The sequence below is a fragment of the Kangiella shandongensis genome (assembly GCF_020005365.1).
Lineage (GTDB): Bacteria > Pseudomonadota > Gammaproteobacteria > Enterobacterales > Kangiellaceae > Kangiella > Kangiella shandongensis.
In genome coordinates, this window is record NZ_JACNML010000002.1 from 209,539 (window position 1) to 227,751 (window position 18,213).

Sequence of the window (18,213 nt, forward strand, 5' to 3'; positions counted from 1 at the left end):
CACGAGCGTGGGTGACCGGAGGAAATGCCTTTGGTGAATCTTCTGTTGATGTTATTCGAGATCCCCGCTTCTGCGGGGATGACGGTGAAAGCTGAGTTCACTAAGTTACTTGACTTGTTATCCCCTATATTCATTGCCGAACTATCCTAAATGGTAGGATAAAGGCTCTTTAAACAATCGAATAATGTAATTACGCGAACCTTAACTCAGTTACCCTCCTCCCTGTTCAGCCCATACCCGCAGCTTTTAGACAAGAGTCACTCAGAGAAGCTGCAAAAAATTGCTTTTGATACAGCAGCTACCAAGAGCCTGAGTAGCGCCCAATAACTTATTTTCAGCTAAAAAACACCATCACCATTAAAAATACTAATCCACCAAATAAGCTACCGTTATTTCAAATAATTTTTCTATTACTACAATTTCGCTGAGATCGGACGAGATGGGAAGATAAAGTGTATTCATTTTAACCAACATACCCCCCAGTTATATGGGGCTAAAGGCGCTAACAGGCGCTTATAGCGTCTCTCAGATTTTTTTGGAGTCAGATTTGACATAGTGATCTGTATCATAATAATGCGAGCCGTGCTTAACATTAATCGAATCGACATAACGACATATTCCACGGCAGGCTTATCACGCCAGCCAAGTCGTCTATTGCCTGCGGTTTGTGCACAAGCCTCGCGCTTGGGTAACGTGTTCTAGTACACCTCATCTACATTCACTCATCTATAAATTAATCCTTTAAATGATATAAGGTCATTTCATGCTCGAACATATCGAATTTGGTAAATACAATAACATCGTTTTAAAAGTTGGCTCAGCACTGATTGCGCCAGACGGCCAGTCCTGCTCAGCAGAATACTGCCTGCCGATTGCACACTTTGTCAGAAAGTGTCTTAAAGCCGGTAAACAAGTCACGCTAGTCTCTTCTGGTGCGGTAGCTGCAGGTTTCAATCTGCTCAAGCCGGACTTCGACGAACTGACGCGTAAAGAGAAACAGCCATTAGCCGCTATTGGACAGTCCATGGTGGTTGCACACTGGCAGCGTTTCTTTGACGATGTTGTAGCCCAGGTATTACTGACTTCAGCCGATATTAAAAATCCTGAGCGCGCAGAAAACGCCCGCAACACCTTTCAAACGCTTAACGAACTTGGCGCCCTGCCGATTGTGAACGAAAACGATACGGTAGCGACCGAAGAATTAACGGTTGGCGACAACGATAACCTGGTAGCGCGAGTTGCTGCGCTAACTGATGCCGATCTACTGATTATCTGTAGTGACATCGACGGAGTTTACGACGACAACCCGAAAGTTAATCCTGATGCCGAGTTGGTGAACCAATTCGATGGCATTAGCGACGACACCCTTGCCATGGGTAAGCAAAGCACCAGTGCACAAGGCACCGGTGGAATGCGCACAAAATTGAAAGCGGCTCGCTTCGCGTCCGATAACGGTATCGACACCATTATCTGTAACGGTACGAACGAAAGCTATATGCGTCTGTTCGATAACCAGAATCCGGGCACGATCATTCGTAGCGTGGCTGAGAAAGACGAAGCAGAGGTTGCTTAGGAGAATTTATGAACATGCAAGAGAACACTGAAAAGAAAGAGTTATACGACTTAACATTACGCGCTAAAGAAGCCGCGAAAACATTGAGTACATTAACTAGCAGCCAGAAAAATGATGTGCTGGCCGCTATGGCAAAACAGCTAAAAGCGAACCAAACACAGATTCTGGAAGCAAACGCCAAAGATATTCAATACGCCAAAGACAACGAGCTGGCGGATGCCATGGTCGATCGCCTTCTTCTTGATGAAGAACGTGTTGACGGCATGGTTGCTGCACTGGAAAACGTGATGGCGCTGCCGGATCCTGTTGGCGAGATGGGCCCAAGCTCACTACGCCCTAACGGTATCCGTGTGGCAAAAATGCGTATCCCGCTTGGCGTCGTGCTAATGATTTATGAAGCGCGTCCAAACGTGGCGGTAGAAGCTGCGGCGCTAACGCTAAAATCCGGTAACGTGGTCATCCTGCGTGGCGGTAAAGAAGCGTGGCATTCAAACAACGCCATTATCGACTGCTGGCACCAGGCCATCGAAAGCTGTGGTTTCAGCAAAGAAATGGTCTGCATCGTGCCTTCGCAAAGCCACGAAGCCGTGAACCACCTGCTACAGTTCCGCGACACCATAGATCTAGTGATTCCACGCGGCGGCGAGCGTTTGATTCGTGCTGTAACCGATAACAGTAAGATTCCGGTAATCCAGCACTTTAAAGGCGTGTGTCACCTGTACGTAGATAAGTTTGCCGACCTGGACAAAGCAGAAAAACTGCTGAAAGACGGTAAAGTATCGCGTCCGGGCGTATGTAATGCGCTGGAAAGCTTAGTCATACACAAAGACATCGCTGACGAATTCCTGAAACGTGTTAACGCACTGGGTAACGAGTTTGGTATTCAGTTTAAAGCGGACAAAGACTCAGCCAGCAAGCTGGACAACGCCGAAGTAGCCAGCGACGAAGACTACCACAACGAATACTTGAGTTTGACCATGAGCGTGAAGCAAGTGGACAGTTACGAAGATGCTGTTGAGCATATTCAAAACCACAGCTCAAGCCACACCGAAGTCATCGTCACCAAAGACATCGACCGTGGTAACGAATTCGTCAAACGCATTAACTCGTCTGTTGTGATGGTCAACGCTTCATCACGCTTCTCAGACGGCGGCGAACTTGGCCTAGGCGCAGAAATTGGTATCTCAACCAGTAAACTACACGCCTACGGCCCAATGGGTCTGGTACAGCTAACGACCGAAAAATACGTCGTAACTGGCCAAGGCCAAGCAAAACATTATTAATAATTAGCACTTTTAATTATTACAAAGCGTTCGAGCATAGGGTTCACCAAGCCCTAACTCAAAGCCGCGGAGTCAAACCCGCGGCTTTTTTATAACAGCTAAACAAACTTGTTAAGAAATTTAGTTTGTCATATAGTTTCTATTGAAAAACAAATGCTATGGAGTGTAATAATGAGAAAGTGCTTAACTGGATTAGCCTTCATATTTATAGCTGGGTGCTCGTATATAGGCTGGGATGAGACAAGAATTTCTATTAATTTCTCAGCAAAACAATTTAATGATATTGCCGACCAGTATATCTCTAGGCCGACGTTTGCAAACCTAACAACTTATAAAAATGGTTCAGAGAAACTTGTAATTAGTATGGACCCGTACGGCGATCCGAAATAGCAGCAATCATTACTTGGTACTGGGTCACACAGAGTCAAGTGAACAATATTACGATAAGTTTAATGCCAAAAGACTGAAAACATTTCTTATTAATTATCAAAATGGAAAAATAACTCAACAAGATTACGATAAAAAATATAATTAGTTATCTCCCTCGATTACGCTAATCGACGCCACATATATAAGCAAAGCCTTATAGGATGGATTTACCCAAAGGAGTGGAACCAGCCTAGAGAAATCTATTGGTGGGTTACGACGTCGTCTAACCCACCCTACGATTGCCCTCTCTTTCAAAAGTCATTAACGCTCCGCAAAACGAAACATCCTGTTTCGTCTTTGCTAAATTGAGCTATCCCTGCCCAATTTACACGATGACTTTTAAAACCTTCGGCTAACTTAAAGGGGTAATCACATGACATGCAACTAAAACTTATCGGCAACTACCTAGTTTACAAAAAAGGAAATCTTTGCAGTCAACGTTAACCCCATAATATCAAGCTGAGCTTGGTGTTAGGAATAGGAATTCAAATCGTGGAAGATTTGAATAATGAAATTCAGACCAGGGATGGACTGTATTTCATGGTCCGTTAATGATTAACACCATGCGAAGGTAGTCATTTCAATGACCTTGATATTGGGGTGAGCTTCTCTTTGGATACTTTCTCTTGCTCATCAAGAGAAAGTATCTCGCCAATTGGCGAAATAAAAACTCAAACAACAAAAACTAGTCACTGGATACCGCGGTTAGCGACCGAGGGAGTACCTATAGGTGCCGCGGTATGACAATAATAGTCATATAGGATGGGTTTACCCAAAGGGGCAGACTCAGCATAGCGTAACCAATCATCTTTAACAATCTTGCTACGTCATTGCGAAGGAACGAAAGTGACCGAAGCAATCTGCCAAGGGATTGCCGCGTTCCCGTTGGTCACTCGCAATGACGAAGAAGACGCTTAACCCCTTCAAATTCCTTAACATTCCTGTATATTCCTAGTTATTCTAATCAATTCATCTGGTTATTCTTAGGACTTTTTAAAACAATAGCTGAGTCGATTAACCACACGGAGATACAACAATGACACTAGGTGAAAAGTTACGCTCGCTACGCTCAACCAGCGGCTGGACACAGCCTGAGTTTGCTCAAAAGCTGGGTATTGAACAGTCTTATTTATCAAAACTAGAGAATGATAGAAGCATTCCATCAGTAGAAATATTCGATAAGCTCTGTACTGCCTATGAAGTCACTCCGGATGAAATGATTAAGGATCTGGATAAAGACTATGTTCGTCAGAAGCTGATGCATATCCCTATTATAGCTAACGCCACAACGAATAAACACGAAGTGGCTAAAGGGAAACGTAAGGCTGCTGTTATCGTTTGTTCGAGTTTTATTCTGGTAGCAACGTTGTTCTTCTTCACTGCTTACTTAGAACTTTTATCTAGCAATAAGTACTATGAATATCGCTCACTTGGAGTTGATTTTAAGCATGAGATCAATGAATGCTTAAAAACAGAGGAGCCTAAACATTGTTTCATGAAGTACACAGCAGAATACAATTCCAAAAGTTTTGACCAACCAACTCACAACTGGGTCTCTGATAGCTTTTTAACCCACGAATATCAGGGAAAAGTTGTCAATAAGGCTTTTGAGCATGGTTTTCGAGAATACTACGTTAAACAATTACCAGATAAGCGGAGCACAGCAAATAACATCTTTCTGATAATGGCCGTATTTCTGATGACATTAGGAGTACTCGGGCTTATCGTTGAGGCTCGATTCTATAAAATTGATAATCAATAACAACGAAAAGAAAAGCCGCTAACAAATAGCGGCTTTTCTTCTTTATAACCGGATTTCTACATACCTAAACAAACCTTCGGCTTATAATCAGAGTCGAGCTCATCAAGGCTGAATGCTCTATCGTCCCCTTTCTTACGTGAGCTCTCATCGTTCACAGTTATATCAGCCGCTCCCGTTAACAAGTTAACGTCACAAATCTTAAAAGATGCTTCAACCCGATCAGCTTCCGACAATGTATACCCGGCTACCAAGTATTTATCATTACGATAAGCGATCTTATACTCTATAACTGTTGAGAAACGGCCACAGGTATCACAGCCAGAGTAAATACTAAAACCACCGTACTTATTGGGTTCAATATCATCAAAGCTGGTTTGGTTCATTCCAACATTAAAAAGAGCTATCAACTTTCCGGGATTGTCAGAGTGCCGTGAGCTGTTCTCCAGTGCGATAACCCTATTTCTATTAGGCGTTATAGCGACAGTATAGGTAACAGAGCTTCCGTCATTACCCAAAGAAAAACTTTTTGTGACGACTTCCGCAGTTCCTTTTCCCTGTTCTGAAAGTACGCTCCATGAACAGAAGAGAAGGTATAACGTTAGTAGTAATTTGAAGCTAAATTTCATGTTAAGGCGAGTATTATTAATAGTAAGAAATTAAGTGGGATGCTGCGTCTCAAAGCGTATAGACACAGCAACGTTCGGATTAGAGTCTGAACGATTAATTGCTGCTTAGATCATATTTATTTAACACAGCATGCTGAGGGACAAAGCTAGGATTATCAGTTGATAATAAAGACCAGAACATCTTTTCTTCTCGCTCACACATTATTATCTCAAACTCTTCTTTAGGGGCTTCAATATAATCTATGGCCGTTGACTGATAACAATCATTACCTAAAGCTGTCAATGACCGGAAATCTTCTGTTTCGACCGTTGCATTAACTCGCCCCCCATCCTCATACACAAAACTGTAACTGATCATTAAATCCTGCTTACCTTTCCATATAGAGATGGCATAGCTAAACCCGCCTTCATCATCAGATAAACTCCAATGAGAAATTCTTGATAAACTGGATGAGTCTTCTGCATCTGCGCATCCAACTGAAAACAATGTAAACAATACAAAGGAAAAAATAGATAAACGTTTCATTATTCTAAAAAACCTCTTTAATTAATATGCATCAAAAGAATTTGCTCTGTTTTTCCAGCCATTGCGATACTTAGCCTGGGATGGGTCGTTTCTAATAATTGCTTCATAAAAGCGTATCCGTCGTTCTCGCACCTTTACGTATAACTCAGGTGCAGACAAATTATTAGCAGCATTCAATGTTTGTGGCCCTATAGCTCCATCAACAGTGACATCCCCACCTAAATCATTAATCGCTCTTTGTAATATTTTTGTCGAATTTCCAGAGCCAGAATTATAGGCTATGTCGGCTATCTGAAAGGCTAGCTCACAGTTTTCAATTTGATCGGCACCAGAAGGTTCCCAGTACCCGACTCGAAATATTTCAAATGCCTGATCCGGGGTTAGGTCTCGTAATGTATCTTCAGATGCTTCAATACCAAATAAACGTTGGGAGTAGCGCCTCCATGTGTTGATTGTAACACCGTATTTTGTTTTCCCTCCACGGTCTACAGGATCATCCACATAACCACCCTCATGTCCCAGGACTTCCTCCCAAAAAAACTTCTTATAGTCACACTCACAAGGGCACTCTGATGTTGACTCTTCGATAGAACTGTCGGAACCCGCTTCTTCAGCGGCTTGCTCAGCATTCTGCACAGGGCTGTTAGTTTCTCCACCACCAGGAATAACCTGATCGCCGGGACGGATCTTTTCAGGAGGAATGCCGTTAGGACCTATCTCATAGACTTGACCATCTCGCTTGATCTGTGATTCTCTCCAGTCAAAGCCATGCTCATCTCCAAGAGCACCCAGTGTATCACCGGACTGAATGGTTACTGGCGACTGTGTCGCACTATTAACTGGCGCAGAAGGCAGTGGAGCTTCAGGAGTTGACTGTGTACCCGAACTCCCTACAGCGGCTGTATCCACTTCATTGAAAATATTGCTTGAAGGCGGCGGAATTGGAGTACTCGGTTGATTACTCGCTCGCTGCCAAAATTGTGGACATCCTCCAGACATTTAATTTCCTCCTATCAATCCATCCCAATAATCCAGGGCTCCCTGGCCTAATAATACTCTTTTCTCGCTAATATCTTGCTCGCCCTCAAATATGGCCCTAGCCCATGGGTACCGCGGGTCGTCAGCAAACCTAAACCCGAAATATAAAGATAGGCAAACATAAGTCACCCCATCAAGTCCTGTGAACCGAAGCTCCGCAGCTATTTCTCGCGACTGCTTTGCATAATACTCTTGTCTAACACCATTCATACATTCAAACCGGGCTGGCCACAGTAATTCCATATAACTCAAAATAAAATCGAGGTCGACATGATCTGCACTCTGACGATATAACTTGGCAAAAGCCCATGTCAGTCGCCGTGGTTCCTTTAAATCTGACTCGGTTTGCTTAAACCATTGATCAAGCTGCTCAAGTAATGGCTTAACTCTTTTCACCTTGATCGCATAGCCATTTTTGTCCAGCCAACCGGCCTTATAAAGCCAATATGAATATTGAGGATCCATTTCAAAGTAACTTCCCCAGAACATGACCGGAATGAGGTACTTCAAGTGTTCGACTTCGGTTTTAATCCCTCTCTTAGAAGCATGTTTATAGGCCAGCCTTATGACTTGCAGTAACTCACCCTCATCAAGAAGACTAACGCTTGGGGCAAACTCTTTGCGCAGGAATTCAGAAGCCTTTGTTTCATACTCTGAAATTCGTTCATCCACAAAGGGCTTCAGGGTCTTATCCGTAATAAAGTTCTCAAAGGTTAGCTTCATACGACCTCTGCTACTGAAGCTTTTTTAATATGGGTTTCTTCTCGGCGCGTAATAAAGATAAAACCACTTTCCGGTGAACGACAGGCAAATAGACGAATATTTTTGGCGAAAGCTTCAAACTGGCTACGCTCAAAGGCAGTCACTAATGTCCTAAGGGTTTCCGGTGCATAAAAGCGAAAATACTTCCAACTATGACTGGCTTCACTATACAACCTTAAGAACTTTCTGAAGTGATGTCTTAACTCGGACAATTTGGCTCGCGAACGTAAAAAGACAGCACAGTCATTTTCCCATAAATGACCCGGCAAACCTGACTCAGTAAACAGACTGGTCGTCAAAGGATCATCAAGCTTTAATTCGATAAGATAAGCCGCCACCTCCTTGAGCTCTTCAGAAGCCTTCCCTTTAAATAAACACTCATGGTTTAACTCGCTTCCTTCTAGTAACAGTGGAAAATTATCAACTTTTGCTGCATCGACCAATGCATAAGTTTTCATCTCCGGCAACGACTCAGTATCACTGTATTGCTCAGCTTCACTATGGGTGACTCCCAGATCACCAAAAAGCCAATCTTTCAATTCAGTAGGAACCGCTTTCTTCGGCCATACTCCAACTTGTAAGTCCAGAGGCTTAACGTCTTCTAGCTCGCAGATTTTTAAATAACGCTCTTCAGCCTGGTTTTCCTTCACAACCTCTTGTAATGTCCCCATGGCGATAATACGGCGTTTATCGATAGTCTGAATAAGATTTAACTCTTCCTCTTTAGCGTTACCTCTTTCAATTAACCTGATCTTCTCAAATCGATCGACTTGAAGCCCTTGCTGTTGCAAATACCGCTTAACAATATCCTGGTAAAGCTTTCTACTGTCACAAAACACGGCAGCGGTCGCCTTATAACTCTCAGCCTTGTCGTTAAAAACTCGACTGAAATAGCACTCACCCAGCCAACTATTACTCATATTCTCTTAGTCACGGTTATGTTAAGAAGTTGATGTTGTTATTTATTCAGTTGCACTCCTTAGAGGTAGGAGCAGTCAAGACATGATACTCAACCACAGAAGCTTCCGCAATATACCTGAGATACCGTCGTATTATAATTGTGAACCCATAGGCAGTTGGGTGAACAAGTTAGGAGAAACGAACTAGCGCAAAGCTGAGCCGACGGAAAAACATGAAATAGATAGGCTGACTATCGACTGAACGCCCGACGACCAGATTAATAGATATAAAAAAACCGCTGGTACTTCTACCAGCGGTTTTCTCGAATATGGTGGGTTGCACAGGAATCGAACCTGTGACCACCTGATTAAAAGTCAGATGCTCTACCGACTGAGCTAGCAACCCATATATCGTTTGAGGTGAGACCTCATTCAATGGCGCGTATAATACCTTTTTTTACTAAAAAGACAACCCTTTATCGCCATAAAATTGAAGAAATTTAAGCAGAGCTGAAAACTGCTTAATAGAGACACAAAAAAGCCGCTAACATTAAGTTAACGGCTTGTTGCTTCCCGAAGGAATAAATATGGTGGGTTGCACAGGAATCGAACCTGTGACCACCTGATTAAAAGTCAGATGCTCTACCGACTGAGCTAGCAACCCATTGATTTGATTATCTTTCTAACCAAACTCACCGCTTCAGGTGAGACGCGTATAATACTGTTTTTTTCGGAAAATACAACCTTTATACGCGTTTTTTTTATTTTTGATGGCGGAAGAATTAGTCTGCTTCTTCTATCCAGGCAGCCTGTATCGCTTCAAGAATTCGCTCACCGCTACGGTTTGGATCGTCATCGAATTCTTCAAGTCCGATAACCATATTACGTAAATCAACAAAATTGATTTGTGTAGGATCCTGCTCAGGATGCTTTTCATACAGTTCGATAGCGATATCCAGACTATCTGTCCATTTTAGACCCATATAACTACTCCTAGTGTCTCTCTGAGACTTGATTAACGGTATACTTAGGAATTTCTACAATCAAGTCTTCATCATCAACGATGGCTTGGCAACTAAGGCGTGATTCCGGCTCCAGTCCCCATGCCTTATCTAGCATATCATCTTCCAATTCGTCACTTTCTTCAAGCGAGTCAAAGCCTTCACGAACCACAACGTGACATGTCGTACAAGCACACGACATTTCACAGGCGTGTTCAATAAAAATCTTGTTGTCTAAAGCAACGTCTAATATGGTTTGTCCTTTTTCGGCTTCAACTTCAGCCCCTTCAGGACAGAGTTCTTCATTGGGTAGAAATATTACTTTTGGCATGAAATAACCCTATAGTTCATCAACTTCATGGCCCACAAGAGCCTTGGCAATGCTAGCGTCCATTCGGCGACTAGCAAACTCATTCGTGTTTTTCTCTACAACTTCGATGGCGTTCTCTATAGCTTCGATATCATCGCCCTGAGATACCTGATTCAACTGCTCCAGTGACGACTGTACAGCAGCAAACTCTTCTTCGCTGAGCAGCTCTTTACCATTTTCATTGAGCGCTGCAGACACAGCTTCGATGACTCGAGCCGCTTCGACTTTCTGCTCACGCAACATTCGAGCCTGTATGTCTTCATCAGCATGGCTAAACGAACTTTCCAGCATGGTGGTAATCTGTTCATCGCTTAAGCCATATGAAGGCTTAACCGTAATATCAGCTTTTACGCCACTGGTCGTTTCTTCAGCAGTGACCTGCAATAAACCGTCAGCATCGACTTGGTAGGTAACCTTAATACGAGCAGCACCGGCAACCATTGGAGGAATACCACGCAACTCAAAACGTGCTAGCGAGCGGCAGTCTTCCACCAGCTCACGCTCGCCTTGGACTACATGAATCGCCATCGCCGTCTGACCATCTTTAAAGGTAGTAAACTCTTGAGCCTTGGCAATTGGAATCGGCGTATTCCTTGGAATAATCTTTTCTGCCAAACCGCCCATGGTTTCAACACCAAGTGAGAGCGGGATAACATCCAGTAATAGCATTTCATCATCAGATTTATTACCGATAAGCACGTTAGCCTGTATTGCAGCACCGATAGCAACAACTTTATCTGGATCGATATCCGTTAACGGTGGTACTTTAAAATGCTTCTCGACTTTTTCACGGACCAAGGGGACCCTTGTTGAGCCACCCACCATCACTACCTTGTCCACTTCATCAACTTTAACACCTGCATCCTTTAAGGTACGACGACAGGATAATAAAGTCTTATCGACGATTGGAGCGATAATGTCTTCCACTTGCTGGCGAGTAATTTTGCCATCCCAGTCCAAAAAGTTAACGTCAACCGTGTCCACATCGGTTAATGCTTCTTTGATATCACGAGCCTTGATCATGGCTAACTGGTAAGCACGGCGGTCGTCACTTTCAACGCCAGCTTGCTCAACCAAGTATTGACCGATAGCACGGTCAAAATCATCACCGCCCAAGGCACTGTCACCACCAGTTGCTAATACTTCAAAAACACCTTTTTGCAGGCGTAAAATTGAAATATCAAAGGTTCCGCCACCCAGGTCATAAATTGCGTGAATTCCTTCACTGCCAGTATCCAAGCCATAAGCAACGGCTGCTGCCGTTGGCTCGTTAAGTAGTCTCAGCACTTTCAAACCAGCAAGCTGAGCCGCATCCTTCGTTGCCTGGCGCTGAGCTTCATCAAAATAAGCGGGCACAGTGATAACGACACCGCCAAGCTCCCCACCTAAGGTTTCTTCGGCACGGTTAGCCAGCGTCCTTAAAATATCGCTAGAGACTTCGACAGGATTTTTCTCGATGCCATTTTCTAAAACCACACCAGGCATACCAGACTCTGATTCAACCAGCTGATTCGCACTGAACTCTTTAATCTTGCCCATATCGGCAAGGCCACGACCCATCAGTCGTTTAATTGAGCTGATGACATTGCCCGGTTCAATAGCTTGCTGCTCTTTTGCCTTATAACCGACTTCTACACTCTCCTCCCCCATGTAGTGCACAACAGACGGTAAAGTGTGCTTGCTGTGTGTATCAGGTAAAGTTTCAGCCTTACCGCTACGTACCGTCGCAATCAAAGAGTTAGTCGTACCTAAATCAATACCCGCAGCCAACTTATGCTGGTGCGGTTCGGTACTCTGTCCGGGTTCGGAAATCTGCAATAATGCCATAATAATCAGTCTAAAATTTTATCTTCTGCAAGTTCGATATCGTGCAAAGTCTTGTATAAAAACTGTAGCTTATAAATAGCTACCTTCAAAGCATCAATATCCCACGCATCCTGCTTGAATAGCTCACCCAGCTCAGCTTCCTGCACCTCGGCCATTTGTTCAATTTTATCGGCAAAGTCCATTAAAGCCGTAGCGTCTTTATCACCAGTAATATTATGCAGCTCTTCCCTTAGCTCCAGCTGTTGCATCAAGAACTCAGGATCATCCACCGTATGATCTTTGGTGGTATCAATTCCTTTCACAACCTGCAATAAATACTGAGCCCTTTTTACCGGGTGCTTCAATACAGCAAAAGCATCGTTTAAACGAGTCGTTTTCTGCATTGCCAACATCTGCTGTTGACTACCTCCACTGGCATGGCGATCGGGGTGAGCGCTATGTAAAAGACGTCGTAATTTATCCGACAAATCTTTTTGGTCGACGAAAAAATTCGGCTCAAGGCCGAATAATTCAAAATAATTTTGCTGCGCACTTGCCATAACAATTAATTCACTTGAGGGTAATTAATAGATCTAGTATTCGGTAAATTAACGTTCTCTAAATTCGAAAAAATGCTTCAGAGCGCGACGGAAAAATAAAAGAAACACGGAGTTTATAACTAATAAACGAGTATTTTCTTTTACTTTCTCCAACAAAGCTATGGAGCATTTTAGCAATTTAGATCACTAGACTGTGAAGGACTCACCACACCCACACTCACCTTTCACATTCGGATTAACGAACTCAAAACCCTCGTTCAACCCTTCTTTCTTAAATTCAAGGTGGGTACCATCCAGGTACAGCTTACTTTTTGGGTCGATAATGACTTTTACGCCTTTATCTTCATACACGATATCTTCGTCATTAAGCTCATCCACAAACTCAAGAACGTATGCCAAACCTGAACAACCAGTGGTGGTCACGCCCAAGCGTACACCTAAGCCTTTACCACGGTTTTCGATGAATGACTTTACGCGCTCAGCTGCTGCTTCGGATAAAGTGATAGCCATAATCTAATCCGTACCTGTCGTTACTGTCAGTCGTTAATGTACTAGCTTACTTTTGACTTCTATCTTTGAAGTCCTTCACTGCGGCTTTAATTGCATCTTCTGCAAGAACTGAGCAGTGAATTTTTACTGGTGGTAAAGCCAGCTCTTCAGCAATTTCAGTGTTCTTAATGGTTTGGGCTTCGTCAACGGTCTTACCTTTAACCCACTCAGTCACTAGTGAGCTAGAAGCAATCGCTGAGCCACAGCCATAAGTCTTAAACTTAGCATCTTCGATAACGCCGTCATCGTTGACTTTAATTTGCAACTTCATGACGTCACCACAAGCCGGAGCACCTACCATGCCAGTACCAACAGTGCTGTCATCTTTTTCGAAAGAGCCTACGTTGCGTGGGTTTTCGTAATGATCAATAACTTTTTCACTATATGCCATAATATCATCTCCCGCTATAAATTAGTGCGCCTGCCATTCGACTTTAGACAGGTCAATGCCTTCTTTGTACATATCCCATAAAGGAGATAGCTCGCGTAAACGGCCAATCCCTTCACGGACTTTTTCAATCGTGTAATCAACCTCTTCTTCTGTAGTGAAGCGACCGATACTGAAACGAATTGAGCTGTGCGCCAACTCGTCATCACGACCTAACGCTCGTAGTACATACGAAGGCTCAAGGCTCGCTGATGTACAAGCAGAGCCTGAAGACACTGCAAGATCTTTCAGTGCCATAATTAATGATTCACCTTCAACAAAATTGAAGCTGATGTTGATAATACCTGCGACACGCTTTTCTTCATGGCCGTTAAGATAAACTTCTTCCATATCGTTAACGCCATTCCACAAACGCTCACGCAAACCAATGATTCGCTCATTGTCTTTTGCCATATCTTCTTTAGCGATACGCGCAGCTTCGCCCATACCCACAATTTGATGAGTTGGTAAAGTACCTGAACGCATCCCCCGTTCGTGGCCACCACCGTGTATTTGCGCTTCAAGGCGCACACGAGGTTTACGACGAACGTACAGAACACCGACACCTTTCGGGCCATACATTTTATGGCCTGAAATTGATAACAAATCCACTTTGGTATTTTGCACGTCTATCGGCAACTTGCCCGCACTTTGTGCAGCGTCAACGTGGAAGATAATCTTACGTTCACGACAAAGCTCACCAATGGCGTCGATATCTTGAACCACACCCGTCTCGTTATTGACATGCATCACGCTGACAAGAATGGTGTCGTCACGTAAAGCTTTTTTGAACTCATCCATATCGATAAGACCATCGTCTTTAACATCAAGATAAGTGACTTCGTAGCCTTCACGCTCTAGTTGACGAGCGGTATCCAATACCGCTTTGTGCTCTGTTTTAACGGTAATAATGTGCTTGCCTTTCTTACCGTAAAAGTGTGCGGCACCTTTAAGTGCCAAGTTATCTGATTCAGTAGCACCAGATGTCCACACGATTTCGCGTGGGTCTGCATTAATTAAATCCGCCACATGCTGTCTTGCTTCATCAACAGCCTCTTCCGCTTCCCAACCAAACTTATGGGAACGAGACGCAGGGTTACCGTAGATGCCATCAACACTCATGTATTGAACCATCTTCTCGGCAACACGCGGATCAACCGGCGCTGTTGCTGCATAATCAAGATAGATGGGTAATTTCATTCTCTTCTCCGCTAAATTTTCAAAGCACAATAATTAAAACTAGCCAACACCACACACTTATCTGAAAGCAATAAGATCTTCTTCCTGAAAGCGTGTGTTTTGGCGTTCAGCCACTTGCTGAACAAAATCTCGCTGAATAACCTGATGTAACGTTATTCCACTTAAAAACTGATAAATTTGATCGCTAAGCTCTGTCCACAACTGGTGTGATAAACAAATATCTCCGCCTTGGCAGTCTGCTTTGCCATTACAGCGTGTTGCAGTAATGGGTTCGTTTACGGCTAAAACAACCTCTGCAACGCTGATTTGTGTTGCAGGACGCTTCAGTTCGTAACCACCGCCTGGCCCGCGAATGCTGTCAACCAGATTAGCCTTTCGCAAACGCGCAAAAAGCTGTTCCAGATAAGACAAGGAAATATGTTGTCTTCCAGACACTTCAGCCAATGTGATTGGACCTTCTCCAGAGTGCAATGCGAGATCAAGCATCGCAGTTACTGCATAACGGCCTTTGGTGCTTAACTTCATATCAGTACCTTTACTTCAATGTATCCATGATCTCATACCCGAGTATTTTAGTCAACTTTACCGCACTCCCGAACAGGCCTTTACATTAATTTATAAGCTATTGAATAATAAGGAATTAAAAAAGGGTTATTAGTATATTTAATCGCTATAGACTATCACATAATAATAAATACCCAGTAATTTACTGGGTTAAATGCAATTGATTCTCATTAAAGAAAAATCAAAGACTTAGAACTATTCTTCTTTGTCATTTGAGGGAGATTTTTCGTCCGTCTTTGTTGACTGCCCATTGGCATCGAAACGCCTTAATTCTTCGCAATTAACGTCTGGAAGGTCTAACTCATCACAAGCAATGCCCTGCTTTTGGAGAGCGCAGGCGATCAGCTCCATCTGCTTTTCCATAGCCTGAGAATGCTCGTGCAGGCTACGAATAGCTTGTGAAATAGGATCCTGTTGTTGGGTGCTGATGCCGTAGGCTTCAAACACCGTTTGCTCGGTGTCTTTTTGCTTCGACACCTGTCTCGCCGGAATACCCACAACCGTAGTATCCTCTGGAACGTCTTTGTTGACCACTGCGTTAGAACCAACTCTAGCGCCTTTATGCAAAGTGATTGGCCCTAACACTTTTGCACCAGCACCGATCACCACATCATTCTCCAGAGTTGGGTGACGCTTGCCCTCGTTCCAGCTGGTGCCTCCTAAAGTAACACCATGATATAAAGTACAGTCATCGCCGATCTCAGCCGTCTCACCAATCACCACGCCCATACCATGATCGATGAAAAAACGGCGTCCAATTTTAGCTCCTGGATGTATTTCAATTCCGGTTAACCAACGTGCGAGCGTAGACAGCGTTCTCGCCAACCACTTCCAGTTAGCTCGCCATAACTTGTGGGAAAGTCGGTGGAACCATATTGCGTGAAGTCCAGGATAATTGGTCAGGATCTCAAAATTATTACGCGCCGCAGGATCTCGGTGATAAACACTCTTAATGTCTTCTTTGATGCGCGCGAACATTACAACTCCCCACTTTCCTTATTAACTGTATGGTATTTAATATGTTTATTCATTGAGGCCAAGAACCCTCTTAAAATATTAACTTCCGCTTCCGTTAACTGAGCTTTTGCCAACAAACGGTGTAACCTGGCCGGTAACAGCTTAGGCTCCTGTGGATCAAAAAAGCCTGTTTCAATCATGACATTTTCAAGATGTTGATACAAACCTTCCGTCTGCTGGATTGTTGCCTTGCGCTCACTGTCATCAGCCTCAGAATCGACCTCAGCCCCGGAATGTAGCGAACTTTCCTGCTGTAAGGCTAATAACCGACATTCATAACATATAACCTGAACGGCTGCTGCCAGGTTTAATGACATATAGTCGGGGTTCGCGGGAATATTGACATGATAATGACAAAGCTGTAGCTCTTCATTCAGAAGACCGCTGCTTTCGCGTCCAAAAACAATCGCCATGGGCAGTGCTGAAGGTTCTTTCTCAATAATGTTTTTGATTTCACGAGGCTCTACCATTGGCCAGGGCAACGTACGACTGCGAGAGCTGGTACCTATCACCAGACGACAGTCTTCAACCGCCTCTTGCAGCGATGAAACTACCTGAGCATTATCAAGAATATCTAATGCTCCAGAAGAGCGAGCTAGCGCCTCCTGCGACGGAAATTCTTTAGGCTGCACCAGTACCAACTGTTGTAAGCCCATGGTTTTCATTGCTCGAGCGGCAGCTCCGATATTACCCGGGTGACTGGTTTGGCATAGAACTATTTTAATCTGCTGTAATAAGCTGGCTTGTTTTAAATCACCCATCGACACGAGAAAGTTGATAATTTACAAGCGACTATATTAGCAGAGCAACCTGAAGAACCCCACTAGTAAGCCAATAAATAAGTAAAAAACATGCCTCTAAGACTTCTTAATTTTAAGAAGTTTTGCTATGATTCGCACCAATTTAAGAGCAAACGCTCAATATTTGTCCAAATTACTGCGGACACTGTTCTTTGACTTTGGTGGTATTAATATGAATGCGTACAAAAACATTGCCGTACGTGCGGCTGACCGTGCAGGAAGTTTTATAGCAAAAGCTTTTGCTAATAGAGATCGAATTATAGCTCAAAGTAAAGGTCCGAATGACTTTGTCAGTAATATCGATAAGCAAGCTGAAGAAATCATTATTGATGCCATCAAGCACAGCTATCCTGACCACGCTATCTTAGCAGAAGAAAGCGGCGCTCAAGGCGATAGCGATACCGTTTGGGTGATCGACCCGATTGACGGTACCACTAACTTCTTACAGGGCATCCCGCATTTCGCCATTTCTATCGCCGTCAAACATAAAGGTAAAACGGTAGCAGCTGTAGTTTATGATCCCATTAAGGACGAGCAATTCACGGCAACGAATGGCGGCGGCGCCCAACTGAATAATACACGCATTCGTGTGACCGAAAAGAAGAAGCTCGACAACGCCCTTCTGGCTACTGGCTTCCCATTCCGAGCTCACCAGGATCTGGGGGAGTATTTACGCTACTTCGAAACCATTTTCCCATTATGCATCGACATGCGACGTGCTGGCGCGGCCTCCCTGGATCTGGCTTATGTCGCTGCAGGGCGTCTGGACGGCTTCTGGGAATTTGGCCTAAGTGAATGGGATACAGCCGCAGGCATCTTAATCGTCAAAGAGGCTGGCGGTTTTGTCGGTGATGTTAAAGGTAATCCTCACCAGGGAAAGTCAAAAAGCATCCTGGCTGCCACGCCTGGTGTATTTAAACACTTTATGAAGTCGGTTAAAGACCTTTAAATCGAAATTTTTACCTCCATATCCAATCTCTATTTGAAAAGGACAGCCCAAAGAATATACAATTGGTCTGTC

19 protein-coding genes and 2 tRNA genes are annotated in these 18,213 nt (G+C 43.8%); 4 read left to right on the forward strand and 17 right to left on the reverse strand.

Annotated features, from left to right (window positions below):
• Window positions 1–763: 763 nt before the first annotated feature.
• The 3 genes from proB (at window position 764) to H7708_RS02805 (ending at window position 5,047) form a co-directional block, all read left to right on the forward strand.
• Complete coding sequence (gene proB, locus H7708_RS02795; protein WP_223668951.1) at window positions 764–1,573, forward strand: glutamate 5-kinase; 810 nt, start codon at window positions 764–766, stop codon at window positions 1,571–1,573.
• Window positions 1,574–1,581: 8 nt separating this feature from the next.
• Window positions 1,582–2,856 (forward strand): glutamate-5-semialdehyde dehydrogenase, encoded by a 1,275-nt coding sequence (locus tag H7708_RS02800; protein ID WP_223668952.1) that lies wholly within the window; start codon window positions 1,582–1,584, stop codon window positions 2,854–2,856.
• 1,465 nt (window positions 2,857–4,321) lie between these two features.
• Window positions 4,322–5,047 carry a helix-turn-helix domain-containing protein gene (locus tag H7708_RS02805; RefSeq protein ID WP_223668953.1) on the forward strand — a complete coding sequence of 242 codons (726 nt, stop codon included), beginning with the start codon at window positions 4,322–4,324 and terminating at the stop codon, window positions 5,045–5,047.
• Window positions 5,048–5,103: 56 nt separating this feature from the next.
• On the opposite strand, the gene H7708_RS02810 is transcribed toward H7708_RS02805, so the two are convergent.
• From H7708_RS02810 to H7708_RS02890, 17 genes are all read right to left on the reverse strand, one after another.
• The gene (locus H7708_RS02810) at window positions 5,104–5,430 is read right to left on the reverse strand and encodes a hypothetical protein (protein ID WP_223668954.1); all 327 of its coding nucleotides are present in this window, start codon (window positions 5,428–5,430) and stop codon (window positions 5,104–5,106) included.
• A 337-nt stretch (window positions 5,431–5,767) separates the two neighbouring features.
• Window positions 5,768–6,199 (reverse strand): hypothetical protein, encoded by a 432-nt coding sequence (locus H7708_RS02815; RefSeq protein WP_223668955.1) that lies wholly within the window; start codon window positions 6,197–6,199, stop codon window positions 5,768–5,770.
• A 21-nt stretch (window positions 6,200–6,220) separates the two neighbouring features.
• Window positions 6,221–7,198 (reverse strand): glycoside hydrolase family 108 protein, encoded by a 978-nt coding sequence (locus tag H7708_RS02820; RefSeq protein WP_223668956.1) that lies wholly within the window; start codon window positions 7,196–7,198, stop codon window positions 6,221–6,223.
• Window positions 7,199–7,960, reverse strand: coding sequence for a hypothetical protein (locus tag H7708_RS02825; protein WP_223668957.1), 762 nt, complete (start codon window positions 7,958–7,960; stop codon window positions 7,199–7,201). It lies immediately after the preceding gene.
• A complete protein-coding gene (locus H7708_RS02830; protein ID WP_223668958.1) occupies window positions 7,957–8,919 on the reverse strand; it encodes a DUF4123 domain-containing protein in 963 nt (320 codons plus the stop codon). Before H7708_RS02830 ends, H7708_RS02825 begins: the two co-directional genes overlap by 4 nt.
• A 309-nt stretch (window positions 8,920–9,228) precedes the next feature.
• Window positions 9,229–9,304 (reverse strand) — tRNA-Lys (locus H7708_RS02835).
• A gap of 182 nt (window positions 9,305–9,486) precedes the next feature.
• A tRNA-Lys gene (locus H7708_RS02840) sits at window positions 9,487–9,562 on the reverse strand.
• Between the two features lie 118 nt (window positions 9,563–9,680).
• The gene (gene iscX / locus H7708_RS02845; RefSeq protein ID WP_223668959.1) at window positions 9,681–9,881 is read right to left on the reverse strand and encodes a Fe-S cluster assembly protein IscX; all 201 of its coding nucleotides are present in this window, start codon (window positions 9,879–9,881) and stop codon (window positions 9,681–9,683) included.
• Window positions 9,882–9,891: 10 nt separating this feature from the next.
• Window positions 9,892–10,230: an ISC system 2Fe-2S type ferredoxin gene (gene fdx / locus H7708_RS02850; RefSeq protein ID WP_223668960.1), complete on the reverse strand. Its 339-nt coding sequence runs from the start codon at window positions 10,228–10,230 to the stop codon at window positions 9,892–9,894.
• 9 nt (window positions 10,231–10,239) lie between these two features.
• On the reverse strand, window positions 10,240–12,096 hold the full coding sequence (hscA, locus tag H7708_RS02855; RefSeq protein ID WP_223668961.1) for a Fe-S protein assembly chaperone HscA: 1,857 nt from the start codon (window positions 12,094–12,096) through the stop codon (window positions 10,240–10,242).
• A gap of 5 nt (window positions 12,097–12,101) precedes the next feature.
• Window positions 12,102–12,635, reverse strand: a complete 534-nt coding sequence (hscB, locus tag H7708_RS02860; protein ID WP_223668962.1) for a Fe-S protein assembly co-chaperone HscB — start codon at window positions 12,633–12,635, stop codon at window positions 12,102–12,104.
• A 186-nt stretch (window positions 12,636–12,821) separates the two neighbouring features.
• Window positions 12,822–13,145, reverse strand: coding sequence for an iron-sulfur cluster assembly protein IscA (gene iscA, locus H7708_RS02865; RefSeq protein WP_223668963.1), 324 nt, complete (start codon window positions 13,143–13,145; stop codon window positions 12,822–12,824).
• Between the two features lie 46 nt (window positions 13,146–13,191).
• On the reverse strand, window positions 13,192–13,575 hold the full coding sequence (gene iscU, locus H7708_RS02870; protein WP_223668964.1) for a Fe-S cluster assembly scaffold IscU: 384 nt from the start codon (window positions 13,573–13,575) through the stop codon (window positions 13,192–13,194).
• 21 nt (window positions 13,576–13,596) lie between these two features.
• Window positions 13,597–14,811, reverse strand: coding sequence for an IscS subfamily cysteine desulfurase (locus tag H7708_RS02875; protein ID WP_223668965.1), 1,215 nt, complete (start codon window positions 14,809–14,811; stop codon window positions 13,597–13,599).
• A gap of 57 nt (window positions 14,812–14,868) precedes the next feature.
• On the reverse strand, window positions 14,869–15,336 hold the full coding sequence (locus H7708_RS02880) for an Rrf2 family transcriptional regulator (protein WP_223668966.1): 468 nt from the start codon (window positions 15,334–15,336) through the stop codon (window positions 14,869–14,871).
• Window positions 15,337–15,570: 234 nt separating this feature from the next.
• On the reverse strand, window positions 15,571–16,353 hold the full coding sequence (gene cysE, locus H7708_RS02885; protein ID WP_223668967.1) for a serine O-acetyltransferase: 783 nt from the start codon (window positions 16,351–16,353) through the stop codon (window positions 15,571–15,573).
• Window positions 16,353–17,153, reverse strand: a complete 801-nt coding sequence (locus H7708_RS02890) for an RNA methyltransferase (protein ID WP_223668968.1) — start codon at window positions 17,151–17,153, stop codon at window positions 16,353–16,355. The genes cysE and H7708_RS02890 overlap by 1 nt, the downstream gene beginning before the upstream one ends.
• A gap of 211 nt (window positions 17,154–17,364) precedes the next feature.
• On the opposite strand from H7708_RS02890, the gene H7708_RS02895 reads away from it, so the two are divergent.
• Window positions 17,365–18,141 (forward strand): inositol monophosphatase family protein, encoded by a 777-nt coding sequence (locus H7708_RS02895; RefSeq protein ID WP_223669084.1) that lies wholly within the window; start codon window positions 17,365–17,367, stop codon window positions 18,139–18,141.
• The last annotated feature ends 72 nt before the right edge of the window (window positions 18,142–18,213 follow it).

Coding starts and splice junctions, on each gene's coding strand:
- H7708_RS02800 (WP_223668952.1), top strand. CDS start 1,582: ATGAACATGCAAGAGAACACTGAAAAGAAAGAGTTATACGACTTAACA.
- H7708_RS02820 (WP_223668956.1), bottom strand. CDS start 7,198: ATGTCTGGAGGATGTCCACAATTTTGGCAGCGAGCGAGTAATCAACCG.
- iscA (WP_223668963.1), bottom strand. CDS start 13,145: ATGGCTATCACTTTATCCGAAGCAGCAGCTGAGCGCGTAAAGTCATTC.
- H7708_RS02890 (WP_223668968.1), bottom strand. CDS start 17,153: ATGGGTGATTTAAAACAAGCCAGCTTATTACAGCAGATTAAAATAGTT.
- H7708_RS02895 (WP_223669084.1), top strand. CDS start 17,365: ATGAATGCGTACAAAAACATTGCCGTACGTGCGGCTGACCGTGCAGGA.
- H7708_RS02825 (WP_223668957.1), bottom strand. CDS start 7,960: ATGAAGCTAACCTTTGAGAACTTTATTACGGATAAGACCCTGAAGCCC.
- H7708_RS02810 (WP_223668954.1), bottom strand. CDS start 5,430: ATGAACCAAACCAGCTTTGATGATATTGAACCCAATAAGTACGGTGGT.
- H7708_RS02880 (WP_223668966.1), bottom strand. CDS start 15,336: ATGAAGTTAAGCACCAAAGGCCGTTATGCAGTAACTGCGATGCTTGAT.
- cysE (WP_223668967.1), bottom strand. CDS start 16,353: ATGTTCGCGCGCATCAAAGAAGACATTAAGAGTGTTTATCACCGAGAT.
- hscB (WP_223668962.1), bottom strand. CDS start 12,635: ATGGCAAGTGCGCAGCAAAATTATTTTGAATTATTCGGCCTTGAGCCG.
- H7708_RS02830 (WP_223668958.1), bottom strand. CDS start 8,919: ATGAGTAATAGTTGGCTGGGTGAGTGCTATTTCAGTCGAGTTTTTAAC.
- iscU (WP_223668964.1), bottom strand. CDS start 13,575: ATGGCATATAGTGAAAAAGTTATTGATCATTACGAAAACCCACGCAAC.
- proB (WP_223668951.1), top strand. CDS start 764: ATGCTCGAACATATCGAATTTGGTAAATACAATAACATCGTTTTAAAA.
- H7708_RS02815 (WP_223668955.1), bottom strand. CDS start 6,199: ATGAAACGTTTATCTATTTTTTCCTTTGTATTGTTTACATTGTTTTCA.
- iscX (WP_223668959.1), bottom strand. CDS start 9,881: ATGGGTCTAAAATGGACAGATAGTCTGGATATCGCTATCGAACTGTAT.
- H7708_RS02875 (WP_223668965.1), bottom strand. CDS start 14,811: ATGAAATTACCCATCTATCTTGATTATGCAGCAACAGCGCCGGTTGAT.
- H7708_RS02805 (WP_223668953.1), top strand. CDS start 4,322: ATGACACTAGGTGAAAAGTTACGCTCGCTACGCTCAACCAGCGGCTGG.
- fdx (WP_223668960.1), bottom strand. CDS start 10,230: ATGCCAAAAGTAATATTTCTACCCAATGAAGAACTCTGTCCTGAAGGG.
- hscA (WP_223668961.1), bottom strand. CDS start 12,096: ATGGCATTATTGCAGATTTCCGAACCCGGACAGAGTACCGAACCGCAC.